Consider the following 24,971-nt stretch of genomic DNA (forward strand, 5'->3'; position numbering starts at 1 on the left):
GTCTTACGCCTTGTCGAGCGCCTGCATCAGGTCGGCGATCAGGTCCGCCGGGTCTTCCAGACCGATCGACAGCCGGATCAGGCCGGGGGTGATGCCCAGCATCGCCTTCTGCTCGACCGGCAGGCGCTGGTGCGTGGTGGTGGCCGGATGCGTGGCGATGGTCTTCGCGTCACCGAGGTTGTTCGAGATCTTCGCCACCTCGAGCGCGTTCAGCAGCCGGAACGCCGCCTCCTGCCCGCCCGCGATCTCGAAGGCCAGCATGGTGCCGAAGCCGCCCATCTGTTCCGCCGCGACCTTGTGCTGCGGGTGGCTTTCCAGTCCCGGATAGACCAGCCGGGTGATCTTGGCATGGCCCGACAGCGCCTCGGCGATCTCGGCTGCGGCCTCGGTCTGGGCACGCACGCGCAGCTCGAGCGTCTGCATCCCCGACAGCATCAGCCAGGCGTTGAACGGACTGATCGCCGCGCCGGTGTGCTTGAGGTAGGGCTCGGCCACCTTGCGCACGAACTCCTTCGTGCCGCAGATCACGCCGCCCAGCGCGCGCCCGCCGCCGTCGATGTGCTTGGTCGCCGAATAGACGATCACATCCGCGCCCATCTCGACCGCACGGCTCCAGACCGGGGTGGCGAAGGCGTTGTCGACGATCACCGTCGCGCCGACCGCATGGGCCAGCGTGCAGACCGCCTTCAGGTCGACGATCTCCAGCGTCGGGTTCGACATCGACTCGAGGAACACCGCCTTGGTGTCGGGGCGCAGCGCCGCCTTCCAGGCGTCATTGTCGGTGCCGTCGACATAGGTCACCTCGACCCCGAACGAGGCGAGGTAGTCCAGCACGAAGATGCACGAGCCGAACAGCGCACGGGCCGAGACGACATGGTCGCCGGGCCGCAGCCACGAGGCCAGCGCGCCGTTGACCGCAGCCATGCCCGAGGCGGTGGCGAAGGCGTCCTCGGTGCCCTCGATCGCGGCGATGCGATCCTCGAACATCCGGGTCGTCGGGTTGCCGTAGCGGGCATAGATGAACTCGTCGTCGCCGACGGCGATGAAGCGCGCCTCGGCCTGCTCGGCGCTGTCGTAGACGAAGCCCTGGGTGAGGAACAGGGCTTCGGCCATCTCGCCATATTGCGACCGGCGGGTGCCGGTGTGCACGAGCTTCGTGCGGCGTTTCCAGTCTTTGGGATCGGTCATTCTTCCGGGTCCTCGCATCGCGTTACCCCGCATCACAGGGGTCGGAACGGCCTGCGAGGGCGGTCCGGCCACTTTAGCGGATTGTTTTACGTGGCCCGCAATCGGGGACAAATCGCCACGGTCGCGGTGGGCTTACGCCCGCCCCGCCCGAAGGTCAAGCGCGGTGCGGGGCACATCGTCACGGCCGCGTTACCGCAGGGTCACGCCCGCGTCGCCGCGCTGCGGCAGGATGAAAGCAGGTCCAGTTCATCGAGCGCCGCCCATGGCCCTGATCCGCATCGACCTTGCCCCCGACGGCCAGCTGCCCGCCCCCGCCGCGGCACGTCTTCGCGCAGCCCTGACTGCCGTGCCCCGCGGGCCGGTGGTCGCGCTGCTGCACGGGTTCCGCTTCTCGCCCCGATCCGAGGCGCTGTCCCCCCACCGCCATATCCTGGCGCTGGACCCCGCCCCGGGCGACCGCCGCGCACTGTCCTGGCCCCGCGCGCTGGGCTTCGGGCAGGGCCGCCCCGACGAGGGGCTGGCCATCGCCATCGGCTGGGAGGCCAGCGGCTCGCTCTGGCGGGCTTGGCAGGCGGCGGGGCGCGCGGGCACGGGGCTGGCGCAGATCGCGGCACGGCTCGACGGACGCCCGCTCGACATCCTCGCCCATTCGATGGGCGCGCGGGTGGCCTTCGCAGGGATCGCCGCGGCACCGGCGGGCAGCATCGGCCGGGTGCTGCTGCTGGCCGCGGCCGAGTTCACCGCGAACGCGATGCGCGCCGTCGACAGCCCCGCAGGCCGGCGCGCGGGCTTCGTGAACGTGACGACGCGCGAGAACGACCTGTTCGACGCGGCGCTGGAGCTGGCACTCGGCGCCTCGCTGTGGCGCGGGCTCGGGCGCGGGTTGCCGCAGGCGCCGCGGGACTGGGTCGATCTCGACCTCGACTGCGCCGAGACGCGGGCGGGACTGGCCGCGCTGGGCTTCCGCATCGGCGCCGCCCGCCACCGCGTCTGCCACTGGGGCCCCTATCTGCGCCCCGGGGTCTTCGCGCTTTATCGCGCGATCCTGCGCGAGCGCGCTGCGATCAGCCCCGCGCAACTGCGCGCCGCAGCGCCTCCTGCCACGGTGCGCCGCTTCCGCGGGCTGATCGCGGCCCTGCCACCACGCGACGAGGACGCCGGTCCGCGCATGGCCTGAGACCCCGCCCTGCGCTGGCGCACTTGTCCCCGCCGGGAAAACCCCCATTCTCGATATCCGAACCGCCCCGTTCAGACGGCCGCATCCGGCGGCACCGCGGGGCCAATGGGGGAATGACCCGTGACCAAACCCATCGACCTGTACTACTGGCCCACGCCGAACGGCTGGAAGATCTCGATCGCGCTCGAGGAAATGGGCCTGCCCTACACCCTGCATCTGGTGAACATCGGCAAGGGCGAGCAGTTCGACCCCGAGTTCCTGAAGATCGCGCCGAACAACCGCATGCCCGCGATCATCGACCCCGAGGGGCCGGACGGCCAGCCGGTCTCGATCTTCGAATCAGGCGCGATCCTGCAATACCTCGCCCGCAAGACCGGCCAGTTCTGCGGCCCGACCGAGCGCGACCGGATCGCGGTCGACCAGTGGCTGATGTGGCAGATGGGCGGGCTGGGCCCGATGGCGGGACAGGCTCACCACTTCCTGAAATACGCCCCCGCGATGGACCCGCCGCAGGACCTGCCCTATGCCAAGGACCGCTACCGCAACGAGGTGGCGCGGCTTTACGGCGTGCTCGACCGCCAGCTGGCGAAGACCGAGTATGTCGCCGGCGACTTCGTCTCGATCGCCGATTTCGCGATCTGGCCCTGGGCCTCGCTCTGGGAAGGGCAGTCGCAGACGCTGGACGACAAGCCGAACCTCAAGCGCTGGCTGGACGTGATGGCGGCGCGTCCGGGCGTGCAGCGCGGCCGCGCGGTCTCGGCCGAAAACCGCGGCAACGTGGCGGCGGACAAGGAAGCGCAGAAGCACCTGTTCCGCAAAGCCTGACCGAAGACGAAACCGAAACCGCCCCGGAGCCGTTGTGTCGGCAACCGGGGCGGTCCCGGCGATGGCGCGCCCAAGGCGTGGCCTTGGCACCGCCGCCCTGCGACACAGCCGCAGAACCGGAGCCGCCCATGACCGATCAAACGATGGAAACCATCGTCATCGACACCGCGCCGCAAAGCGATGCCGACCCCGCGAAGACCGCCAGCCTCTATCGCATGGTGATGCCCGATCACCTCTGCCCCTACGGCCTGAAGGCCAAGGCACTGCTCGAACGCAAGGGGTTCACCGTCCATGACCACTGGCTGACCACGCGCGACGAGACCGACCGGCTGAAGCGCAAGCTGGACGTGAAGGCGACTCCGCAGGTCTTCATCGCCGGGCGCCGCATCGGCGGCTATGACGACCTGCAGGAGCATTTCGGACATCACGTCCCGAAAGCTGACGAGACGACCTATCGCCCGGTGCTGACGCTGTTCGCGGTCGCAGCCGTGATCGCACTGGCGATCGCCTGGGTCGCGACCGGGGCGCTGGAGACGGCGATGATCTTTTCCTGGTTCGTCTCGGTCGCAATGGTGCTTCTGGGTCTGCAGAAACTGCAGGACGTCGAAAGCTTCTCGACGATGTTCCTGAACTACGACCTGCTCGCGCGGCGCTGGGTGCCCTATGGCTACATCTACCCCTATCTCGAGACCGCGGCGGGCCTTGCCATGCTGGCCGGCGTCGCGCTCTGGGCCGCCGCGCCGGTGGCGCTGGTGATCGGCACGATCGGCGCGGTCTCGGTGATCAAGGCGGTGTGGATCGACGGGCGAGAGCTGAAATGCGCCTGCATGGGCGGCGGATCGAACACGCCGCTGGGCTTCGTCTCGCTGACCGAGAACCTCGCGATGGCGCTGATGGGGCTGTGGATGCTGGTGCGGCTCTTCTGAGCCGCGCCCCCACCGGCCCTCGCCGTCACTTGTCCTCGTCGTCACTTGTCCTCGTCGTCCTTCGACAGGCCATGCGCCTTCATCAGCCCGTTCTGGGCAATGAAGAAGGCGAACATCGCCAGCGTCAGCCCGAAGGTCTTGAAGCTGACCCAGGCCTCGTCCGACATCGTGCGCCAGACGACCTCGTTGGCGACCGCGAGGGCAAGGAAGAACAGCGCCAGCCGCTTGGTCAGGATCATCCAGCCTTCCTGCGTCAGCGGCATCACCTCTTCCATGACCAGCGCAAGGTAGGACCGCCCGCGCATCAGTCCCCAGCCGAGGATCGCCGCGAAGAGCACGTAAATCATCGTGGGCTTCATCTTGAAGAAGCGCTCGTCGTTCAGCCAGACCGAGAGCCCGCCGAAAACCACGACCAGCACCAGCGTCGCGATCTGCATCGGCGACAGCCGGCCGGTCAGCTTCCAGAGGATCCCGGTGGTGAGGATCATCAGCGCGACGAAGCCCGCCGTCGCGACGATGAACCCGCCGTAGTCTGTTCCGGCGATGGTGACATGCGTGTCCTTCAGCCGCCCGAAAGCCACGAAGAAGGCCAGCACCGGGCCGAATTCCAGTCCCGCCTTCAGCCAGGGATTGATCTTGCGGCCCTTGGGCGTCGCGCCCTCGGCCTCGGCGCCCAGCCGGCCACCCGCGATGTCTTCGTCCGCCATCGGTCCTATCCCCCGAATTCCACGATCACCGCGCCCAGCGCGATCAGCGTCATCAGTCCCAGCCGTCGCGGCCCGACACGCTCGCCCAGCATCAGCCAGCCGATCAGCGCCGCGAAGACCGTCGAGGTCTCGCGCAGGACCGCCGCCTCGCCGACCTTGTCGAGCCGGGTGGCCAGCATGACCGAGCCGAAGCTGAGATAAGCGATGATCGCGCCGAATGCACCCCGTTTCAGGACAGAGACCAGGTCGGCGCGCGGAAGCGCCGCAAGGCGCTTGCGCAGCACCAGCGGCATCAGCCAGCCGTCGATGAAGAAGAACCACGCGAGGAAGGTGAAGGGATCGGCGGTCGCGCGGATGCCGTAGGCGTCATAGGTCGTGTAGAAGGCGACCGAGGCGCCGGTCGCGACCGCGAAGCCCAGCGCCGCCACCAGCGTGTCGCGCGCGACGGTGACATAGCGCAGGTTGTAGACTGCAAGGCCGAAGATCCCGGCCAGCAGCACCGCCACCCCCAGCCATTGCAGCGGCGCGAACCGCTCGCCGAAGACGATCCAGGCGCCGATCACCGCGAAAAGCGGCGCCGCGCCGCGCACGACCGGGTAGACGACCGTGAACGCGCCGCGCTGGTAGGTCGAGGCCTGCAGGAACTTGTAGGCCGAGTGGATCACCCAGGCACCGGCGAAGATCGGCCACATCTGCGGCTCCGGGAACGGCACCATCGCCATCACCGGCAGCGCGAAGAGCCCCGAGCAGATGTCCATCCCCCCGCGCGAGACCCAAGGGTCGTGGCGCCCCTTCTGCAGCGCGCCGAAGACCGCGTGGGTCAGCGCGGCGAACAGCGCGAGCGCCATCGCCAGATCGCGCCCGGCGTCGGTGCCTTCCAGCGACAGGATCAGATCGCCCATGACAGCCTCCGGCGCACGGGCCGTCCGGCGATCATGGCCTTCCCGTTGCGCGGCGCTACCCTTGGACGTGGCGGACGGGTCGGGGCGGGCTGCCGGGCCCGCGCTGCGGGGCGTCGGCGCATCGCCGGGGCGGGCGCGGTCTTGGGAGTGAGGTGGCTCAACGGGATCTCGGGACAGATCGGCGCGCCCAGACGGACGCGTCAGGAAGATTGACCCGGACCCTAGGCGTGCCCGGCGTCGGGGACAAGCCGCGGGAAGGAGAGGACGGGATGGAGCGATACGAGGGCGGCTGCCTGTGCGGGGCGCTGCGGATCACGGCCGAAGGCGCGCCGTTCCGCGTGGGCCTCTGCCACTGTCTCGACTGCCGCAAGCATCACGGGGCGCTGTTCTACGCCGCCGCGGTCTTCCCGCGGGACGCGGTCACCGTCAGTGGCGAAAGCCGCGACTGGCGCGGCCGGCATTTCTGCCCCACCTGCGGCTCGTCGGTCTTCGCGGAAAGCGGCGACGAGATCGAGCTGCATCTCGGCACGCTCGATGCGCCCGACCTTTTGCGCCCGACCTACGAGAACTGGACGATCCGTCGCGAGGGCTGGCTGCCGCCCTTCCCCCTCGCCCACAGCTACCCGCGCGACCGCGAAGGCACCGGCCGGTCCGAGGACTGATCAGGCCGCCTTCGCGCCCACCAGCGCGCGGGCGAAATCCTCGGGATCGAAGGGGGCGAGGTCGTCGATCTGCTCACCCACGCCGATGGCATGGATCGGCAGGCCGAACTTGTCGGCCAGCGCCACCAGCACGCCGCCGCGCGCGGTGCCGTCGAGCTTGGTCATCACCAGACCCGAGACATCGGCCAGCTTGCGGAAGGTCTCGACCTGGCTCAGCGCGTTCTGCCCGGTGGTCGCATCCAGCACCAGCAGGGTGTTGTGCGGCGCGTCCGGGTCCTTCTTCCGGATGACGCGGACGATCTTCGCCAGTTCTTCCATCAGGTCTGCGCGGTTCTGCAAGCGGCCCGCGGTGTCGATCATCAAGAGGTCCGCGCCCTCGGCCTGCGCCTTGGTCATCGCGTCGAAGGCGAGGCTCGCCGGGTCCGAGCCCTCGGGCGCGGTCAGCACCGGCACGCCCGCGCGCTCGCCCCAGACCTTCAGCTGGTCGACGGCCGCGGCGCGGAAGGTGTCGCCCGCGGCGATCACCACCGACTTGCCGGCCGCGCGGAACTGGCTGGCCAGCTTGCCGATCGTCGTGGTCTTGCCAGAGCCGTTGACGCCCACCACCAGAACCACCTGCGGGGTCTTGGGATAGATCGGCAGCGGCCGCGCGACCGGGTCGAGGATCGCGGCGATCTCGGACGCTAGCGCGGCCTTGATCTCTTCGACCGACATCCGCCGGCCCATCCGCCCCTGCGCGAGGTTCGCCGTCACCCGCAGCGCCGTGTCCACGCCCATGTCGGACTGGATCAGCAGCTCCTCGAGGCTTTCCAGCATCTCGTCATCCAGCACCCGCCGCATCACCGGTTCCGCCGCCGCGCCGGGCGCGCGCCCGAAGAGGCGCCCGAACATGCCGGGCTTCGCGGCCTCGGGCTGCGGGGTTTCCGCGGGCGTCGGCACCCATTCCGGCGGCGCCTGACCGGGCACCTCGGCCGGGGTCGGCGCAGGCATCGGGTCGGGGCGCAACGGGCGTTCCTGCGGGGCGGGCTGCGGCACCTCGGGTCCCGGTTCGGGTGCATCCCCGGCCGAGACCGCGCCGCCCTCTTCGACGATCGCCTCGAGCCCTTCGCCGAGACGCGACGACGACCGGTTCAGCCGCTCGCGGAGCTTGGAGAAAAACGACATCGACCCTCCGGACCCATTCCTGCCGGCCGCGTGGGCGGCCTGTTCCTTCACCTAAGGCACGCGCGCGCGACTGGAAAGGGCCGAGGAGGCCGCGAATGCCTTCCGGGGCCGGGTTTCGGCGGGTAGGATCGGGGAATGACCCCTCGACCACGCGCCCCTTGCCTCGTCCCCGCCCCGCGGCACCCTGCCGCGCAGCCCCCTGCCCGCGGCCCCGGCATCGGACGGGCCGCCGGGTGACGCCCCCGCGCCCCCCGGCACCGATGGCGGGCTTCGCGCTGGCCACGTTGGCGCCCGCCGCGCTGATCGCGGCAGCGGCCCTGCAGGGCGCGGTCTGGGTCGCGGCGGCGCTTGGCTGGATGACGGTGCTCACCTACCTGCTCGACCGGGTCATCGCGGCCTTCGGCAATGTCGGCGACGCGGAATTCCCGGTGGCCGACAGCCTGTCGGTGGTGCTGGCGCTGGTCCATCTCGCGCTCTTGCCGCTGGCGATCGCCGGGGTCGCCGGCGCGACCGGGCTTTCGGTCCCGGCGCGGATTGGGCTGTTCCTCGCGGCGGGGCTCTTCTTCGGACAGGTATCGAATTCCAACGCGCACGAGCTGATCCACCGCGGCGGCCGCGGCCTGACGCGGCTGGGCGCGCTGGTCTATGTCACGCTGCTGCACGGCCAGCACGTCTCGGGCCACCGGCTGGTGCATCACCGCTGCGTCGCGACACCCGACGACCCTGCGACCGCCCGCGCGGGCGAAGGCTTCTGGGCCTATCTGCCCCGCGCCTGGTGGGGCGAGTTCCGCGAGGGGCTGCGCGCGGAAACCGCCCTGCGCGCCCGCGGCACCGCGCGCGGAGTGCATCCCTACGCAGCCTACCTCGCCGGGGCCGCGATCTTTCTTGCCGGCAGCGCGCAGGCCTTCGGACCGGCGGGGCTTGCCGCGCATCTGGCGCTGGCCGCCTATGCGCAGCTGCAGCTGATGCTGTCAGACTATGTCCAGCACTACGGCCTGACCCGCGACCGCCGCGCCGACGGCCGCTACGAGCCGGTCGGGCCCGGGCACAGCTGGGACGCGCCGCAGGCCTTCTCCGGCCTCGTGATGCTGCACGCGCCCCGCCATGCCGACCACCACCTGCATCCCGCGCGCCCCTATCCCGGCCTGCGCCTTGCGCCCGCCACGACCCCGACCCTGCCGCGCTCGCTGCCGCTGATGGCCACGCTGGCGCTGGTGCCCCCGCTCTGGCGGCGGGTGATGGATCCGCGGCTCGCGCGCTGGCAGCAAAGGCAGGCGCCGGGCACGGGTTCGTGACGCGCAGGCCGCTTGCCCCCGGGGGCGCGGCTCTGGCAGGGTCGCGCCCAGACGATCTGGGAGCGGCCGACATGACCCCGAAGCTCGACAAGGGCATCCACGCACTGGTGCTGGCGGCGGCGTTGCTGCCGCAGCTGGCCGCGGCCGAGGACGGCCGCCCGCTGACCCCCGAGGAGTTCGACGCGCTCTCGGTCGGCCGCACCCTGACCTATGCGGCGGGCGGGCAGGTCTACGGGACCGAGCAGTATCTGCCGAACCGCAAGGTGATCTGGGCCTTCACCGGCGACATCTGCAAAAGCGGCCACTGGTTCCCGGAGGGCGACGAGATCTGCTTCGCCTACGAGGACGTGCCCGACCTGCAGTGCTGGACCTTCTTCCAGACCGGCGCCGGGATCGCGGCGAAGTTCCGCGGCGACCCCGAGGGCGACCCGCTGGTCGCAGTGAAGGACAGCACCAGTCCCCTGCCCTGCATGCCCGACGTGGGCGTCTGACCTAGAAGAGCGAGCCCTGATCCGGCGCCGCGGGCTTCTTCGGCTTCGCGGCCGCCGCCTTCGCGGGACCCGACGTCTCGGCACGTGGTTCCGCTGGCGGAGCTTCGTCGGGGCGCACCGCGACGCGGCCATCGGCGAACTCGATCTCGAGCCGCGGCTCGGTCCGTGCGGCCTCGGCCCCGGTCACCAGAGCTTCGCCCGCCCGCACCACCGCATAACCCCGCGCCAGCGTCTCGGTATAGCCCAGCGTCGCCCGCATCCGGTCGAGTGCCACCAGACGCTCGCGCGCGCGCTCGATCCGCACGGGCAGCACCGCGGCCAGACGCGCCGCCATCTGGCCAAGGCGCTCGCGGTCATGGCCGATCTCGCGCAGAGCATTGCCGGTGCGGGCCTGATGCGCCCGCTCGAGCCGCGCGGCGAGCGCATCGAACCGTTCGCGCGTGCGGTCGGTGCGCGTGGCCAGCGCCGGGGCCAGCCGCGCGGCGCGGTCGGCAAGGCTGCGCCTCTCGCCCAGCAGGAACCCGGTCAGCAGCGCCGGCCCCATCCGCGCGCCGACCCGGGCGAAGGCCGCGCGCTTGGCGGCGGTCGCGCCGCGCAGGCTGGGATCGAGCCGCGCGCCCGTCAGGTCGAGCCGCTGGCGCGCAGGCGCGGTCAGTGCTTCGGGCCGCCCGAGGGCGCGGGCCAGATCCGCCAGCCGCTGCCGGCGGCGGTCGGCGGACAGCATCACCACCCGCGCGATCCGCGCGCCCTGTTCGGCGATCAGTGCCGCAAGCTCGGCCCGCACCGGCACCGCCATCTCGGCCGCGGCGGTGGGCGTCGGCGCGCGCAGGTCGGCGGCGAAGTCGATCAGCGTGGTGTCGGTCTCGTGTCCCACGGCCGAGATCAGCGGGATCGCGGAGGCCGCCGCAGCACGCACCACGATCTCTTCGTTGAAGCCCCAGAGGTCCTCGATCGAGCCACCGCCCCGCGCGACGATCAGCAGGTCGGGCCGCGGCAGCGCGCCGCCGGGCGTCAGCGCGTTGAAGCCCGCGATCGCGCGGGCGACCTCGGGCGCGCAGGCCTGCCCCTGCACCGCCACCGGCCAGATCAGCACCTTGCGCGGGAAGCGGTCGCGCAGCCGGTGCAGGATGTCTCGGATCACCGCGCCCGAGGGCGAGGTGACGACGCCGATCACCTCGGGCAGGAACGGGATCGGCTGCTTGCGGGCCGGGTCGAACAGACCTTCCGCCTGCAGCTGCACGCGACGCTTCTCCAGCATCGCCATCAGCGCGCCCTGTCCGGCGACTTCAAGGTTCTCGACCACCAGCTGGTATTTCGACGAGCCGGGGAAGGTGGTCATCCGCCCGGTGGCGATGACCTCGATCCCCTCCTCGGGCTTCACCGCCAGTTTCGCCGCCTGCCCCTTCCAGGCCACGGCATCCAGCGTCGCCCGGTCGTCCTTCAGCGCGAAGTAGAGATGGCCCGACCCGGGGCGCGACACGCGCCCCACCTCGCCGCGCACCCGCACGCGGCCGAACTCGCCCTCGATGACCCGCTTCACCGCCCCCGCGATCTCGGAGACGGAGTAGTCATGGGCATTTCCGGCGGTGTTTCCGGAAGCTTCCGGGGCGTCGTCTTCGAAAAGGTCACTCATCGGGGGCGCGGCAGTCTTGTGCGGTCATGTCCCGGACCTTAGAACGCCGGGCGAGCGAGGCCAAGCCGGCCCGGTTAGTCGAGGAGAGGCGCATGAACATCCTGGTGCTGGGCAGCGGCGGGCGCGAACATGCGCTGGCCTGGGCGATCAAGCAGAACCCGAAATGCGACCGGCTGATCGTGGCCCCCGGCAACGCGGGCATCGCGGATCTGGCCGAATGCGCGGCGCTCGACATTCTCGACGGCGCGGCGGTGGTCGAGTTCTGCGGCGAGAACGCCATCGACTTCGTGGTCGTGGGCCCCGAGGCGCCGCTGGCCGCGGGCGTGGCCGACGCCTTGCGCGCCGCGGGCATCCTGACCTTCGGCCCCTCGGCCGAGGCCGCGCGGCTGGAAGCCTCGAAAGCCTTCACGAAAGAGATCTGCGACGCCTGCAACGCCCCCACCGCGGGCTATGCGCGCTTCACCGACCTCGCAGCCGCCAAGGACTACGTGACCGAACAGGGCGCTCCGATCGTGGTGAAGGCCGATGGCCTTGCCGCCGGCAAGGGCGTGATCGTCGCGATGACGCTGGACGAGGCGCTGGCGGGGCTCGACGAGATCTTCGGCGGTGCCTTCGGCGCGGCAGGCGCGGAAGTGGTGATCGAGGAGTTCATGGCCGGCGAAGAGGCCAGCCTCTTCATCCTGTCGGACGGCGAGACCGCGCTGGCCGTCGGCGGCGCGCAGGACCACAAGCGCGTGGGCGACGGCGACACCGGCCCGAACACTGGTGGCATGGGCGCCTATTCCCCGGCCCCGGTGCTGACCGACGCGATCGCGGAACAGGCCATGGCCGAGATCGTGCGCCCGACCATCGCCGAGATGGCCCGCCGCGGCACCCCGTTCCAGGGCGTGCTCTATGCCGGGCTGATGATCGAAAACGGCCGCGCGCGGCTTGTCGAATACAACGTCCGCTTCGGCGACCCGGAATGCCAGGTGCTTATGATGCGGCTCGGCGCGCAGGCGCTCGACCTGCTGCAGGCCTGCGCCGAGGGGCGTCTGGCCGAGGTGCAGCCGGTCTGGGCCGACGACCACGCGATCACCGTGGTCATGGCCGCGAACGGCTACCCGGGCGACTATGCCAAGGGCAGCCAGATCCGCGGCTTGGACGAACTGCCGGACGACAGCCTGAACATGGTCTTCCACGCCGGCACCGCGGCCCGCGACGGGGCGATCATCGCCTCGGGCGGGCGGGTGCTGAACGTCACCGCGCGGGGCGCGAGCCTCGCCGAGGCCCGCGAGCGCGCCTATGCGATGGTCGATGCCATCGACTGGCCGGGCGGCTTCTGCCGCCGCGACATCGGCTGGCGCGCGCTGTAACTCAGCGCGCGACCACGACCGCGGCCGCCTGCGTCATCTGCTGGGGCGAGCAGGCGGCGGTCCGGGTCGTGGCGACACCGGCGGTCGAATAGGTCACCACGCAGCCGTCGCCGAAGGTGACGGTGCGGCCATTGGCGCCCATGGTCACCACCGGGGCCGCGACGACGCGGTCGGTGCGGGTGATCGTCGTCTTGTTGGGTTCGCAGGCAGCCAGAGCCAGCGGCAGGGCGGCCAGCAGGCCGAGCTTCGCGAAGGTGCGGGCGGTCGGTTTCATCGGGGTCACTCCCTGGAAGATCTGTCACGAGGACGCGCAAGCCCCCCGACCGGTTCCCGATTCCCGCAGGGCCGCCATGCATTTCGTGTCCCGAGCCTTGCGGTTCGCGCAAGACGGGAATCGCGCATTATGCATGGTGCGCAGGGCTCGGAAGGCGCATCTATCCCCCAACAGATCCGGCGGCGCTTCGATCCGGAAGGCCGCACCCGATAGGAAAACAGACATGACCACGCTCGTCTCCAAAGCCCCGCTGAACGCCGACGCCCTGATCGCCCTCGTCTATGCCGTGCTCTTCGTGCTCGGCGTCGGCGCGATCATCGCCGCCGAAGACTGGATCGCCGCGATGGGCCTCACCGGCACCCCGGCGCTTATCGCCCACGGCGGATTCGGCCTCGCGCTGCTTTCGGTGCTGGTCGCGGTGATCGCCACCGTCTCGCGCGCCACCGAATCCGAAGCCTGACCCTTCCGCCGCCGGCGCGCCTTCCCTCGGCGCAGGCGGCCGGAAACGAAGAAGGCCCCGCCTGCGCGGGGCCTTTTGCTTTCTGGCCGTTGCCGGCGCCGCTGCCGGCGTCCTCAGCCCATGCGTTCCGAGGCGTAGCTGCCGGGCGAGGCCGGGAAGACCACGGTCTTGTTCCCGTTCAGGAACACGCGGTGATGGATATGGGCGTGGATCGCCCGGCTCAGCACCGAGGCCTCGACGTCGCGGCCAAGCGAGACATAGTCGTCGGGCGACTGGGCGTGGGTGATGCGGACGGTGTCCTGCTCGATGATCGGGCCTTCGTCGAGGTCGGCGGTGACGTAATGCGCCGTGGCCCCGATCAGCTTCACCCCGCGCTGGAAGGCCTGCTTGTAGGGATTGGCCCCCTTGAACGACGGCAGGAACGAGTGGTGGATGTTGATCACCCGGCCTTCCATCTTCCGGCAGAGCGCGTCCGACAGCACCTGCATGTAGCGCGCCAGCACGATCAGCTCGGCCCCGGTGTCCTCGACCAGCGCCAGCAGGCGGGCCTCGGCCTCGGGCTTGTTCTCCTTGGTCACCTTGATCTGGTGGAAGGGGATGTCGTGGTTCACGACGACCTTCTGGTAGGTCAGGTGGTTCGACACAACGCCGACGATCTCGATCGGCAGCGCGCCGATGCGCCAGCGGTAGAGCAGGTCGTTCAGGCAATGCCCGAAGTTCGACACCATCAGCAGGACCTTCATCTTGTGGTCCCCGTCATGGATCGCCCAGTCCATGTCGAAGGGGGCGGCGACGCCGGCGAAGGCCTCGCGCAGCTCGGCGAGCGTCGCGCCGGTCTCCGACACGAAGGTGGTGCGGGTGAAGAAGCGCCCGGTCTCGGCATCGTCGAACTGGGCCGAGTCGGTGATGTTGCAGCCCTTCTCGGCAAGAAAACCCGAGATCGCGGCGACGATGCCGCGGGTCGAGGGGCAGGTGACGGTCAGAACGTAGGTGGTCATCGGGGGCGTCCTTTCGCGGGCGGCAACGGGGGCATCTTTCCGTCGCGGACCGTGTCCGCGCCAGCCCCATTGCGACCGGGCCACGGCAAAAGGCGACAGCCTGCGTCGCGGATGAACCGCGGTCAGGGGCGGCAGCCCCGCGCGGGGTCGAGGCTGGCCGGACCGCGATAGGATCCGAGGTCGAGGAAGGCCAGCCGCGCACCATCCCAGGCCACCAGCCGCACCAGCCCCCAGGTCGGATCGGCAAGCCGCAGCGCCGGCCCCGGACAGGTCACCACCCCGCCCTGGATCACCGCATCGCCGAAGCGGTGGTTGGTGACGCCCGCCATTTCAGCCACCGGCACGAGCGCGTCGCCCTCCAGACGGACGAGCTTCAGCAGATAGCGAAGGTGCGGCGTCTCGACATAGGCGATCTCGACCCGGCCATCGCCGTCGAAATCCGCGATCCCGGCGGGTGCCAGCCAGCGGAAGCGGTTGCCGATGAAATCGGTGGCCGCGATCCGCCCGGTCGGGCCCCAGACCGCAAGCCGCGAGCCGCGGTCACGGTCGCTTTCGACCACGATCACCTCGGGCGCGCCGTCGCCGTCCAGATCGGCCAGCCGCGGGGCGAGATCCTCGAACACCAGCCGTTTCGGCAGCTCGTAGGACAGCACGCCCTCTGTCGTGTCGATGCGCAGCACCGACCACTCGGCGGCGCCGCCCAGCGCCTTGTGGCCATAGCGCTGCACCGGCCCCTCGAAGACCGCACCCACCACGGGCTCGGCCAGCGCGGGCGAGGCCAGGCCCAGGCCGGCCAGAAGCGCGACAAGGGCCCGGACCGTCATGGTTCAGATCTGCTTCTCGGGCAGCTGCACGACCAGACCGTCGAGCGCATCGGTCACCTTCAGCTGGCAGGTCAGCCGCGAGCGTGCCGGATCGGGCTGCCAGGCGAAGTCGAGCATGTCCTCTTCCATCGCCTCCTTGGCCGGAAGTTTCTCGACCCAGGCCGGATCGACATAGACATGGCAGGTCGAGCAGGCGCAGGCCCCGCCGCAATCCGCCTCGATCCCCGGGACGCCGTTGTCGCGCGCGCCCTCCATCACCGTCAGGCCGTTGGCCACGTCGATCTCGTGACGGGTGCCGTTGAATTCCACGTAGGTGATCTTCGCCATCTCGCTGTCCTTGGTCGCGCCGGGGATGAGAGGGGGCGGCGAGGCCACCCCCAGATCCGCACATAGAGGATGACGCGCCCCTGTGCCAGTGCGGCGCATCTTCCGCCGCACCGCGCGCCGCCCTATGGTGCCGCCGGACCGACCTGACGCGAGCCCTGCCCCGATGCCCCGCCCCGCCCCGTTGCCTCTTGCCCTGTCGCTGCTCGCTCTCGCGCTGGCGGCCTGCCAGACGGTGCCGGTCGAGGCGCCCGACACGATGCGGCGGCTGGATGGCGAACTGGTCTATGCGCCGATCGGCAGCGCCGCGCCGGTGACGCCCGCCGGCGCCTGCTGGGACCATCAGGTGACCCCGGCGGTGATCGAGACGGTGACCGAACAGGTGCAGGTGGCGCCCGAGCGCGGCGACGACGTGACCGGCGTCGTCACGCCGGCGCGCTACCGCAGCGTCCAGCGCACCCGGATCAAGCGCGAGCGCGGCGAGATCTGGTTCCGCAGCCCCTGCCCGGCCGAGCTTTCGCCCGACGTGGTCGCGGGCCTGCAACGGGCGCTGGCCGCGCGCGGGCTTTATCAGGGGACGCCGACCGGGGTGATCGACCCGCCCACCGCGGCCGCGATCCGCGCCTTCCAGACGCCCCGCGGGCTCAAGAGCGGGCAGCTGTCGCTGACCGCGGCCGAAGAGCTCGGGATGATCCCGGTTCCGCGCGGCTGACGACCGCAAGCTTGCGGGCGAGCCGGCGCGCCCGGGCGGGTTCGGCCCGCCAGCAGCAGGCGACCTCCCAGGCCAGCGCGGCGCGGACGAGGCCCGGCGCGGCTGTTCCGCAGGCAAGCGTATCGAAGCCGCGAAGATCGCGCCGCGCCTCGTCCCAGTCGAGCAGCGCGATCCGCCCGTCCGGGCAGCGCAAAAGGTTGCTCCTGGAGACATCTCCGTGGATCGCTGCACAACGGGCGCCGGCAACCGAGCGCCAGGCGGCGCGGCACAGGGCCACGACGGCCACCGGCATCGCATCCAAATCGACATCGCCGCCCGACCGGCAGCCAAGCAGCGCGCGCGACGAGCGAAACCCCGGCCGCTGCGCCATTCGCGCGGTCAGATCGTGGAACCGCCCCAGTGCGGCTTCAAGGCCGCGGGTCTTCACCGGATCGGCGACGATGCCCTCCAGCAGAGGTTCGCAGGTCCAGCCGGCGCAGGACAGCGAACCCGACCGGGCAGGGATCAGCGCCGGAACCGCCAGACCCGCCTGACAGGCCGCCGCCTGCACGGGGCCCAGCCAGCGCAAGGCCGCCTCGGACCGCCGGGTCGTCTTGAAGACCAGATCCCGCGTCAACCCGACGGTGCGGAACACGAGGTTGCGGTGCCCGCCCGGCAGCGGCACCAGCGGTGCCGCGACACCCCAGGCTGCGATCGGCACTGCCGCCGCATCGCCTGCGCGAAGGCCCGTCACAAATGAAAAGGGGCGGCCACGACGGCCGCCCCCGGTGTCTTGGAAGGACCGGTCCCGGTCACTCGACCGCCAGCGCCACGAAGCGCGGCTCACCCTCGCGGCGGATCAGCAGCAGCAGCGACTTGCGCCCCGCCTGCTTGGCCTCGTCGACACGGGCCTGCAAGTCGGCGAGGCTCGCCACCTTCTGCTGCCCGGCCTCGGCGATCACGTCGCCGGCGCGCAGCCCCTTCTCATAGGCGTTGCTCGCCTCGTCGATCTCGCGCACCACCAGCCCGGTCGCATCCGGGGCAAGCCCCATCGCCTGCGCCGCGTCGGCATCGAGCACGCCCAGCGTCATGCCCAGCATCTCCTGGCTCTGCGGCTCGGCCGGTTTCTGAGCGGCGGCCGGCGTCGCGGTCGCCTCGGCCTCTTCGCGACGGCCCAGCGTGATCAGCAGCGTCTCGGAACGTCCGCCCCGCTGCACCACCACGCGCACCGCCCGGCCCACGTCGGTATCGGCGACGCGGCGCACAAGCTCGCGCGTGTCCTTGACCGGCTGGCCGTCGAAGCTGGTGATCACGTCGCCGGATTGCATGCCCGCATCCTTGGCCGGGCCGTCCGGGACCTCGGTCACCAGCGCGCCCTGCGCGGCGGACAGGCTCATCGCCTCGGCCACGTCGGGGGTCACGTCCTGGATGCGCACGCCCAGCCAGCCACGGCGGGTCTCGCCGAACTCGCGCAGCTGGGTGGTGACCTTCGACACCACGTTCGAGGCCATCGAGAAGCCGATGCCGATCGAGCCGCCGTTGGGCGACAGGATCGCGGTGTTCACGCCGATCACCTGCCCGTCCATGTTGAACAGGGGCCCGCCCGAGTTGCCGCGGTTGATCGCGGCATCGGTCTGCAGGAAGTCGTCATAGGTGCCCGACAGCGCCCGGTTGCGGGCCGAGACGATCCCGGCCGAGACCGAGAAGCCCTGCCCCAGCGGGTTGCCCATCGCCATCACCCAGTCGCCGACGCGCATCTGGTCGCTGTCGCCGAAGGGCACGAAGGGCAGCGGCTCGTCGCTTTTGACCTTCAGCAGCGCGATGTCGGTCTGCTCGTCGCGGCCCACCAGCTCGGCATCAAGACGACGGCCCGAGAACATCTCGATCTCGATCTCGTCGGCATTCTCGATGACGTGGTTGTTGGTGACGATGTAGCCGTCTTCCGAGATGATGAACCCAGAGCCCAGCGCGTTCGAATGCTGCGGCGCGCGGCGGGGTCCGCCGGGGCCGTCAGGGTTCAGGAAGTCGCGGAAGAATTCCTCGAAGGGCGAGCCCGGCGGCAGCTGCGGCGCATCCGGCCCGCTCAGCGGCGAGGCGACGGTGGTCGAGGTGGTGATGTTCACGACAGCCGGGCTGACCTGCTCTGCAAGGCCCGCGAAACTGTCGGGCGCCGCGCGCGCATGGCCCTGCCCCGCCTGGCCTATCACCAGCGCGAGCCCCAGCGCCCCGGCCCAGAACAGCGAGGCCATCCCCCGACGGTCCCTGTCCAGTGCCACCGATCGGGCCAGTCCCCGTGCTGCCATCCCTGCTCTCCTCTGAACTCGACATCCCGTCCGGCCGGGCTTTCGTCTCAGCTAGCCGGGAAGGCGTCCCGCAATGCAATGCACGCTCTCTCGCGAAGCCTCACATGCCGGTGAAGGCGATGCAAGACCCGCAACCCGCGCGCGACCGGCCCCGGCAGGGACCGGCCAAGACGTCACAAGACTGCGCCGTCAGTTCGACGCCGGAGCGGCCGGAGCGGCGGCCGGGGCCTGGGGCGCCGCGGCCCCGGGCAGCGACGGAGGTTCCGCAGCACCAACCGACTCGAAATAGGTGAAGAAATCGCTATCGGGCGACATCACCACGGTCGAGTTGCCCTCTTTCATGGAGGCGCGATAGGCCTCGAGCGAGCGGTAGAAGCCGAAGAACTCGGGATCGGCGCCATAGGCCTCGGCGAAGATCCCCGACCGGCGGGCGTCGGCCTCGCCGCGGATGATCTCGGCCTGACGGCGCGCGTCCGACACGATCTCGACCACGGTCCGGTCGGCCTGGGCGCGGATCCGCTGCGCGGCCTCGTTGCCGCGGGCGATCTCGTCGGCCGCCTCGCGCTCGCGCTCTGCCCGCATCCGGGCGAAGGTCGCGTCGAGGTTCTGCTCGGGCAGGTCCGAGCGCAGCAGGCGCACGTCGACGATCTCGATGCCCAGCGCCTCGGCCTCGGTCCGCGCGCTGTCGCGGATCCGCGCCATCAGCTCGGCCCGGTTCGACGACAGGATCACGTCCGACGACACCGAACCCAGCACCTCGCGCAGGCGCGAGCGCAGGATGGTGTCGATCCGGCCCTCGGCCAGGCTGACGCCGCCGGCGCCGACCGCCTGGCGGAAGCGCACCACATCGGCGATGCGGTAGCGGGCGAAGGCATCGACCACCAGGCGGCGGTCGTCGAGCGGCGTGACCTCGATCGGGTCGATGTCGCGCGACAGGATGCGGTCGTCATACTTCACGACCTGCTGGATCATCGGGATCTTGAAGCCGATGCCCGGCTCGGTCTTCACGTCGCGGATCTGGCCGAACTGCAGCACCAGCGCCTTTTCGCGCTCATCGACGATGAACACCGAGGACAGGGCCAGCGCGGCGAGGATCACCACGGCGGGCAACAGGATGGTGGTCTTCTTCATCTCAATTGCCTCCCGCCTGCGATGCAGAGCCGGCGCGGGCACCGCCCGAGGCCGCCTCGGAGGCGGCGCGGCCCAGCTCGTTCAGCGGCAGGAAGGGCACGACGCCCTGACCGTTCGCCTGCTGGTCGATCAGCACCTTGTCGACCCGGCCCAGCACCTCTTCCATCGTCTCGAGATAGAGACGGCGGCGGGTGACCTCGGGGGCCTTCTCGTATTCGGTGCGGATCGCCGAGAACCGGCTGGCCTCACCTTCGGCCTGGTTGACGACCTGGGCGCGATAGCCCTCGGCCGCTTCGACGATCTCGGCCGCGTCACCGCGGGCCTGACCCAGCACGCGGTTCGAATAGCCGTCGGCCTCGTTCTGCAGGCGGGTGCGCTGCTGCTCGGCGGCCTGGACCTCGCGGAACGCGTCGATCACTTCGGACGGCGGATCGGCGCGGTCGAAGTTCACGCGCACGATGTGCAGGCCGCTGGAATAGCTGTCGAGCGTCGACTGCACCAGTTCCTCGAGCCGGTCGGCGATGACGCCGCGGTCGCGGTTCAGGATCGGGGCAAGCTCGGACTGCGCGATGATCTCGCGCATCGCCGATTCCGACACCGCGCGGACCGTCTGTTCCGGGTCGCGCAGGTTGAACAGGAAGTTCTGCGGGTCAGAGACGTTCCAGACCACCTGGAAGTCGATGTCGACGATGTTCTCGTCGCCGGTCAGCATCAGCCCGGCATCCGCCATCGCCGCCGATCCACCACTGGCCGAGCGCACCATGCCGATGTCGACGGTGCGTTCGGGCGTGACCGGGATCACTTCCGCCGTCACCAGCGGCCAGGGCGCAAAGTTCAGGCCCGGCTCGCCCAGGCTCGAGAACTTGCCCAGGAAAAGCTCGACGGACTTCTCTTCGGGACGCACCGTGTAGAACGAGGCGAAGGCCCAGAGGCCCACCGCCGCCAGCACGGCGATGCCGACGGTGCCGCGGTTGATGCCGGGGCCCGGCATGCGCGGGCCACCGCCGGAGGGCGGCTGCTGGGGCCCGCGGGGGCCGCGGCCGCCCATCAGGACGCGCAGCTGCTCCTGCCCCTTGCGCATGATCTCTTCGATTTCGGGAAGCTGACCCTCGGGGCGCTGTTTGCCGCCACGCCCCTTGTCGTCGTCATTCCGGTTGCCGCCGCCTCCGCCGCCCCCCCAGGGGCCTCCGTTCGTCATAAGTCTGCTTCCCTTCACGTCCTGTTCACCGGGCGTGTTCCGCACTTGGGGATGCCCGTCGGATTTTCAACTGCTTCGCGTCGGTTTCCGCATGGTCACCAACTCTTCCGCCATGGTCGGGTGCACCGCGCAGGTGCGGTCGAAATCTTCCTTGGTCGCGCCCATCTTCATCGCGATCGCCACCATCTGGATCATCTCGCCGGCGTCGGGGGCGACGATATGGCAGCCCAGCACCTTGCGGCTCGCCTTGTCGACCACGAGCTTGAACAGCACCTTGTCCGGGCTGCCCGCGAAGGACGAGCGCATCGGCTTGAAGCCCGCCGAATAGACTTCGATCGGGCCGGCCTTGGCGGCCTCTTCCTCGGTCATGCCGCAGCTGGCCAGCTCCGGCTGGGTGAACACGGCCGAGGCGACCAGCGCATGATCGGCCTGCCGGGCGTTGCCGCCGAAGACGGTGTCGGCGAAGGCATGCCCCTCGCGGATCGCGACCGGGGTCAGCGCGATGCGGTCGGTCACGTCGCCCACCGCGAAGATCGAGGGCACGCGGGTCTGGCTCCAGCCATCGACCGGGATCTGGCCTTTCGGCCCCAGCGCGATCTCGACGGTCTCGAGGCCCAGCCCCTCGACATTCGGCACCCGGCCGGTGGCATGGACCACGGCGGCGAAGACCGCCTCGCGCCCGTCCTTGGTGACGACGCGGAAGCCCGTGCCCTCGGGGGTGATCGAGGCGACCTCGGTCCCGGTCTGCAGGTCGATCCCGCCGGCGCGGATCCCGGCCTCGACCATGTCGCGGGCCTCGGCGTCGAAGTCCTTCAGGACATGGGCCGAGCGCTGGTACTGGGTGACCTTCACGCCCAGACCGTTGAGGATGCAGGCGAATTCGCAGGCGATATAGCCGCCGCCGACGATCAGCACGCTTTCGGGCAGCGCGTCGAGCTTGAAGATGTCGTTCGAGGTCAGAACATGCCCGGACCCCGGGAACTCCGGCACGAAGGGCCGGCCGCCGGTGGCGATCAGGATGTGCTTGGCGGTGACCGTCTCGCCCGAGGCCAGACGGATCTCATGCGCGCCGGCGATGGTGGCGCGGGTGTCGTAAATCGTGACCTTCGCCCCGTTCAGGCCCGAGCGGTAAGCGCGTTCCAGACGGTCGAGCTCTGTGTCCAGCTTGGCGCGGAACGCGGTCCAGTCGAACGTGCCCACATCGGCCGACCAGCCATAGGCGCGGGCCTCTTCCATCGCGGCCGGGAAGGACGAGGCATAGACCATCAGCTTCTTCGGGACGCAGCCGCGGATCACGCAGGTGCCGCCCATGCGGTATTCCTCGGCCAGCGCGACCTTCGCGCCGTGTTCGCCCGCCGCGATCCGCGCCGCGCGCACGCCGCCCGAACCGCCGCCGATGACGAAGAGGTCGTAATCGAAGTCCATGGTCTGCCTTTCGGTGTCCTTTCCGGGCCCCGACCCTCCCCTGCCGGTCCGGGATATGCGCTCTCAGTCGCCGAGATCGGCGAAGATGTTCTTCGCGTCGGCGAAGTTGATCTGGTCGTGCTCGACCGTGCCCTGGTTCACGTCCCGAAGCTCGATCTTGCCGTCGCCGTGGCCGATCACGACGATATCGCAGATATCGATGAACAGGCCGGTTTCAACCACCCCGGGGATCTGGTTCAGCACCAGCGCCAGCTGGCGCGGGTTGCCGATCCGGTTCAGGTGCAGGTCGACGATGTAGTTGCCCTCGTCGGTGACATAGGCATTGCCGCCGTTCATCCGCAGCGATGTCTCGCGGCCCAGCACATCCATCGACACCAGCGTCTCTTCGACCAGCGCCTTGGTGGTCTGCCAGCCGAAGGGCACGACCTCGACCGGCAGCGGGAAGGCGCCCAGCTGCTGCACGGCCTTGGCGGCATCGGTGATGACGATCATCTGGTCCGAGGCGGTGGCGACGATCTTTTCCTGCAGCAGCGCGCCGCCGCCGCCCTTGATCAGGTTCAGCTGCGGGTCGAATTCGTCGGCGCCGTCGATGGTCACATCCAGCCACTTGGCCTCATCGAGGCCGACCACGGTGATGCCAAGGCTGCGCGCCAGTTCGGCGGTGCGCGACGAGGTCGGCACGCCGGTGATCCGCAGCCCTTCCTCGCGCACCCGCTCGGCCAGGCAGCGCACCATCCAGGCCGCGGTCGAGCCGGTGCCCAGACCCACGCGCATCCCGTCGGTGACGAAATCGACGGCGCGCTTGGCAGCGGCGAACTTGGCCTTGTCGATGGGCGAAAGATCAGCGGGCATTCGGGGCTCCGGGGGCGGCGGGGACGGTTCGGCTCGGTTATAGGCAAAGGCCCGCGTCAGGGCGAGTGCCAAATCCCCGCCCGCAACGGCTCACTCGAAGAGGTCGGTCTGGCTCGGGCCCCCGACCTGCGGCGGTGGCAGGCCCAGATGACCCCAGGCGCGCGGCGCCAGCATCCGCCCGCGCGGCGTGCGCTGGATCAGGCCCTGCTGCAGCAGGTAGGGCTCGATCACCTCCTCGATCGCGTCGCGGCTTTCCGACAGCGCGGCCGCGATCGTCTCGACCCCCACCGGGCCGCCCAGATAATGCTCGGCGATCAGGGTCAGGTAGCGCCGGTCGGCGCCGTCGAGGCCCAGGTGGTCGACCCCCAGCCGGGTCAGCGCACTGTCGGCCAGCGCTCGCGTCAGCCGCCCATCGCCCTCGACCAGAGCGAAATCGACGACACGGCGCAAGAGCCGCCCTGCGATCCGCGGCGTGCCGCGGGCGCGCTTCGCGATTTCCATCGTGCCCTCGGGCTCGGCCGGAACGCCCAGCAGCCGCGCGCCGCGGGCGACGATCAGGTCAAGCTCGGCTTCGGTATAGAATTGCAGCCGGGTCGGAATGCCGAAGCGGTCGCGCAGCGGCGTGGTCAGCAGGCCAAGGCGCGTGGTGGCGCCGACCAGCGTGAAGGGTTGCAACTCGATCCGCACGGTGCGCGCCGCGGGCCCCTCGCCGATCACCAGATCAAGCTCGAAATCCTCCATCGCGGGATAGAGCACCTCTTCCACCGCCGGATTCAGGCGGTGGATCTCGTCGATGAACAGGACATCCCGCGACTCGAGATTGGTCAGGATCGCGGCCAGATCGCCGGCCTTGGCCAGCACCGGGCCCGAGGTCATGCGGAAGTTCACGCCCAGCTCGCGCGCCATGATCTGCGCCAGCGTGGTCTTGCCGAGGCCGGGGGGGCCGTGGAACAGCGTGTGGTCCATCGCCTCGCCGCGGCGCTTGGCGCTTTCGATGAAGACGCGCAGGTTCGCCCGCGCCTCGGCCTGACCGACGAATTCCTCGAGCCCCTGCGGGCGCAGCGCGCGGTCGGCGCCGGGCGTCTCGTCGGGCAGCGCCGCGGCGCGCAGGGTGGGATCGGGGGCGGGCATCGCGGGCCTTCGGCTGTTTCCGATCCGTTCTCACCCGGATGGCCGCGCGGCGCAAGCCCCGCAGGCGGCTATCGCCCGATCACGACCACGGCCCGCGCTTCGGCGCCCCGCGCCCGGCCCGGGGGATGCGACTGTGAGTGAGGGGCTCGCTCGTCGTTCGCGCGCCCGAGCGCGGGACGTCGCGCATGCCCCCCGCCATCTCCTGCAGTGCCGCGATGCGGTTGGCGGTGTTCGGATGGGTCGAGAACAGCTTGTCTGCCCCCTGCCCGTGCAGCGGGTTGATGATGAACATATGCGCCGATGCCGGATTGCGTTCGGCCGCAGGCATCTCGATCCCCTTGGCGAAAGCGTCGATCTTGCCCAGCGCCGAAGCCAGCCACAGGGGCTGGCCACAGATCTCGGCCCCGCCGCGGTCGGCCTCGTATTCGCGCGACCGGCTGATCGCCATCTGCACCAGCGCCGCCGCGACCGGCGCGAGGAACATGATCGCCAGCGTGCCGAGGATACCGCCCTGCCGCTCGCGGTTGCCGCCGAAGAACATCGCGAAATTCGCCAGCATCGAGATCGCGCCGGCGAAGGTCGCGGTGATGGTCATGATCAGCGTGTCGCGGTTGCGGATATGGGCCAGCTCATGCGCCATGACCCCCGCGACCTCTTCGCGGCTCAGGCGGCGCAGCAGGCCGGTTGTCGCGGCGACTGCAGCATTCTCGGGATTGCGGCCCGTGGCGAAGGCGTTGGGCTGGTCGGTCTCGATCACATAGCAGGCGGGCATCGGCATGCCGGCCCGCGCCGTCATCTCGCGGATCATGCCGACGTAATCGGGCGCATCGCGTTCGGTCACCAGCCGGGCATTGTGCATGCGCAGGACGGCCTTGTCGGAATTCCAGTAGCTGAAGGCGTTCATGCCCCCCGCGAAAATCAGCGCGATCACCGCGCCGCCCGAACCGCCGATCAGGTAGCCGATCCCCATGAAGAGGGCGGTCATCGCCGCCATCAGCATCGCGGTCTTCACGTAACCCATTGCCGTCCGGTCCT

The 24,971-nt window shown here is 70.3% G+C and carries 26 protein-coding genes and 1 riboswitch; of the genes, 9 read left to right on the plus strand and 17 right to left on the minus strand.

Translation table 11 applies throughout. The features are described 5' to 3' along the window. Nucleotides 1-3 precede the first annotated feature (3 nt). Entirely contained in the window at nt 4-1,188 is a 1,185-nt protein-coding gene (gene metZ, locus V8J36_RS00230) for an O-succinylhomoserine sulfhydrylase (protein WP_336465240.1), read from the minus strand. Nucleotides 1,189-1,240: 52 nt separating this feature from the next. Then, nucleotides 1,241-1,317: riboswitch (SAM riboswitch) on the minus strand. Between the two features lie 133 nt (nt 1,318-1,450). Here metZ and V8J36_RS00235 point away from each other — a divergent pair. From V8J36_RS00235 to V8J36_RS00245, 3 genes are all read left to right on the plus strand, one after another. Beyond that, nucleotides 1,451-2,365: a hypothetical protein gene (locus V8J36_RS00235; protein ID WP_336465241.1), complete on the plus strand. Its 915-nt coding sequence runs from the start codon at nt 1,451-1,453 to the stop codon at nt 2,363-2,365. Between the two features lie 120 nt (nt 2,366-2,485). Beyond that, nucleotides 2,486-3,190 carry a glutathione S-transferase N-terminal domain-containing protein gene (locus tag V8J36_RS00240; protein WP_336465242.1) on the plus strand — a complete coding sequence of 235 codons (705 nt, stop codon included), beginning with the start codon at nt 2,486-2,488 and terminating at the stop codon, nt 3,188-3,190. A gap of 128 nt (nt 3,191-3,318) precedes the next feature. Then, entirely contained in the window at nt 3,319-4,116 is a 798-nt protein-coding gene (locus V8J36_RS00245; protein WP_336465243.1) for a glutaredoxin, read from the plus strand. 41 nt (nt 4,117-4,157) lie between these two features. Here the strand turns inward: V8J36_RS00245 and V8J36_RS00250 are convergent, their stop codons facing one another. Both V8J36_RS00250 and V8J36_RS00255 read right to left on the minus strand, forming a co-directional pair. Then, the gene (locus V8J36_RS00250; RefSeq protein ID WP_336465244.1) at nt 4,158-4,823 is read right to left on the minus strand and encodes an inner membrane-spanning protein YciB; all 666 of its coding nucleotides are present in this window, start codon (nt 4,821-4,823) and stop codon (nt 4,158-4,160) included. Nucleotides 4,824-4,828: 5 nt separating this feature from the next. Continuing rightward, nucleotides 4,829-5,725 (minus strand): EamA family transporter, encoded by an 897-nt coding sequence (locus V8J36_RS00255; RefSeq protein WP_336465245.1) that lies wholly within the window; start codon nt 5,723-5,725, stop codon nt 4,829-4,831. Between the two features lie 269 nt (nt 5,726-5,994). Between V8J36_RS00255 and V8J36_RS00260 the strand changes: the two genes are divergently transcribed. Next, nucleotides 5,995-6,387, plus strand: a complete 393-nt coding sequence (locus V8J36_RS00260; RefSeq protein ID WP_336465246.1) for a GFA family protein — start codon at nt 5,995-5,997, stop codon at nt 6,385-6,387. Here V8J36_RS00260 and ftsY read toward each other — a convergent pair whose 3' ends face one another. Next, nucleotides 6,388-7,551, minus strand: coding sequence for a signal recognition particle-docking protein FtsY (ftsY, locus tag V8J36_RS00265; protein WP_336465247.1), 1,164 nt, complete (start codon nt 7,549-7,551; stop codon nt 6,388-6,390). A gap of 233 nt (nt 7,552-7,784) precedes the next feature. Here ftsY and V8J36_RS00270 point away from each other — a divergent pair, with 233 nt between their 5' ends. Both V8J36_RS00270 and V8J36_RS00275 read left to right on the plus strand, forming a co-directional pair. After that, entirely contained in the window at nt 7,785-8,846 is a 1,062-nt protein-coding gene (locus V8J36_RS00270) for an alkane 1-monooxygenase (protein WP_336465248.1), read from the plus strand. A gap of 71 nt (nt 8,847-8,917) precedes the next feature. Then, nucleotides 8,918-9,337 carry a hypothetical protein gene (locus V8J36_RS00275; protein ID WP_336465249.1) on the plus strand — a complete coding sequence of 140 codons (420 nt, stop codon included), beginning with the start codon at nt 8,918-8,920 and terminating at the stop codon, nt 9,335-9,337. A 1-nt stretch (nt 9,338) separates the two neighbouring features. Here the strand turns inward: V8J36_RS00275 and xseA are convergent, their stop codons facing one another. Then, complete coding sequence (gene xseA, locus V8J36_RS00280) at nt 9,339-10,970, minus strand: exodeoxyribonuclease VII large subunit (RefSeq protein WP_336465250.1); 1,632 nt, start codon at nt 10,968-10,970, stop codon at nt 9,339-9,341. A 92-nt stretch (nt 10,971-11,062) separates the two neighbouring features. Here xseA and purD point away from each other — a divergent pair, with 92 nt between their 5' ends. Next, on the plus strand, nt 11,063-12,325 hold the full coding sequence (gene purD, locus V8J36_RS00285; protein WP_336465251.1) for a phosphoribosylamine--glycine ligase: 1,263 nt from the start codon (nt 11,063-11,065) through the stop codon (nt 12,323-12,325). A gap of 1 nt (nt 12,326) precedes the next feature. On the opposite strand, the gene V8J36_RS00290 is transcribed toward purD, so the two are convergent. Further along, nucleotides 12,327-12,599, minus strand: coding sequence for a hypothetical protein (locus tag V8J36_RS00290; RefSeq protein WP_336465252.1), 273 nt, complete (start codon nt 12,597-12,599; stop codon nt 12,327-12,329). Between the two features lie 223 nt (nt 12,600-12,822). Here V8J36_RS00290 and V8J36_RS00295 point away from each other — a divergent pair, with 223 nt between their 5' ends. Beyond that, nucleotides 12,823-13,059, plus strand: coding sequence for a hypothetical protein (locus tag V8J36_RS00295; protein WP_336465253.1), 237 nt, complete (start codon nt 12,823-12,825; stop codon nt 13,057-13,059). 113 nt (nt 13,060-13,172) lie between these two features. Here the strand turns inward: V8J36_RS00295 and purU are convergent, their stop codons facing one another. The 3 genes from purU to V8J36_RS00310 form a co-directional block, all read right to left on the minus strand. After that, entirely contained in the window at nt 13,173-14,057 is an 885-nt protein-coding gene (gene purU / locus V8J36_RS00300; RefSeq protein WP_336465254.1) for a formyltetrahydrofolate deformylase, read from the minus strand. Between the two features lie 122 nt (nt 14,058-14,179). Continuing rightward, nucleotides 14,180-14,881: an FG-GAP repeat domain-containing protein gene (locus tag V8J36_RS00305; RefSeq protein WP_336465255.1), complete on the minus strand. Its 702-nt coding sequence runs from the start codon at nt 14,879-14,881 to the stop codon at nt 14,180-14,182. Between the two features lie 3 nt (nt 14,882-14,884). Further along, complete coding sequence (locus V8J36_RS00310; protein ID WP_336465256.1) at nt 14,885-15,208, minus strand: 2Fe-2S iron-sulfur cluster-binding protein; 324 nt, start codon at nt 15,206-15,208, stop codon at nt 14,885-14,887. Nucleotides 15,209-15,371: 163 nt separating this feature from the next. Here V8J36_RS00310 and V8J36_RS00315 point away from each other — a divergent pair, with 163 nt between their 5' ends. After that, on the plus strand, nt 15,372-15,917 hold the full coding sequence (locus V8J36_RS00315) for a peptidoglycan-binding domain-containing protein (protein ID WP_336465257.1): 546 nt from the start codon (nt 15,372-15,374) through the stop codon (nt 15,915-15,917). Here the strand turns inward: V8J36_RS00315 and V8J36_RS00320 are convergent. The 8 genes from V8J36_RS00320 to htpX form a co-directional block, all read right to left on the minus strand. Continuing rightward, nucleotides 15,850-16,617 carry a phosphotransferase gene (locus V8J36_RS00320; protein WP_336465258.1) on the minus strand — a complete coding sequence of 256 codons (768 nt, stop codon included), beginning with the start codon at nt 16,615-16,617 and terminating at the stop codon, nt 15,850-15,852. The two genes, V8J36_RS00315 and V8J36_RS00320, sit on opposite strands and share 68 nt — an antisense overlap. Nucleotides 16,618-16,708: 91 nt before the next feature. Beyond that, nucleotides 16,709-18,199, minus strand: a complete 1,491-nt coding sequence (locus tag V8J36_RS00325) for a DegQ family serine endoprotease (RefSeq protein WP_336465259.1) — start codon at nt 18,197-18,199, stop codon at nt 16,709-16,711. Nucleotides 18,200-18,388: 189 nt separating this feature from the next. After that, the gene (gene hflC / locus V8J36_RS00330) at nt 18,389-19,330 is read right to left on the minus strand and encodes a protease modulator HflC (RefSeq protein WP_336465260.1); all 942 of its coding nucleotides are present in this window, start codon (nt 19,328-19,330) and stop codon (nt 18,389-18,391) included. A gap of 1 nt (nt 19,331) precedes the next feature. Further along, nucleotides 19,332-20,528: an FtsH protease activity modulator HflK gene (gene hflK / locus V8J36_RS00335; protein ID WP_336465261.1), complete on the minus strand. Its 1,197-nt coding sequence runs from the start codon at nt 20,526-20,528 to the stop codon at nt 19,332-19,334. 66 nt (nt 20,529-20,594) lie between these two features. Continuing rightward, nucleotides 20,595-21,953 (minus strand): glutathione-disulfide reductase, encoded by a 1,359-nt coding sequence (gene gorA / locus V8J36_RS00340; protein ID WP_336465262.1) that lies wholly within the window; start codon nt 21,951-21,953, stop codon nt 20,595-20,597. Between the two features lie 63 nt (nt 21,954-22,016). Then, nucleotides 22,017-22,805 (minus strand): ribose-5-phosphate isomerase RpiA, encoded by a 789-nt coding sequence (gene rpiA, locus V8J36_RS00345; RefSeq protein ID WP_336465263.1) that lies wholly within the window; start codon nt 22,803-22,805, stop codon nt 22,017-22,019. A 90-nt stretch (nt 22,806-22,895) separates the two neighbouring features. Beyond that, nucleotides 22,896-23,936: a Holliday junction branch migration DNA helicase RuvB gene (gene ruvB / locus V8J36_RS00350; RefSeq protein WP_336465264.1), complete on the minus strand. Its 1,041-nt coding sequence runs from the start codon at nt 23,934-23,936 to the stop codon at nt 22,896-22,898. Between the two features lie 79 nt (nt 23,937-24,015). After that, the gene (htpX, locus tag V8J36_RS00355; protein WP_336465265.1) at nt 24,016-24,957 is read right to left on the minus strand and encodes a zinc metalloprotease HtpX; all 942 of its coding nucleotides are present in this window, start codon (nt 24,955-24,957) and stop codon (nt 24,016-24,018) included. Nucleotides 24,958-24,971 lie beyond the last annotated feature (14 nt).

The sequence above is a fragment of the Frigidibacter sp. MR17.14 genome (assembly GCF_037095735.1).
Taxonomy (GTDB): Bacteria; Pseudomonadota; Alphaproteobacteria; order Rhodobacterales; family Rhodobacteraceae; genus Frigidibacter.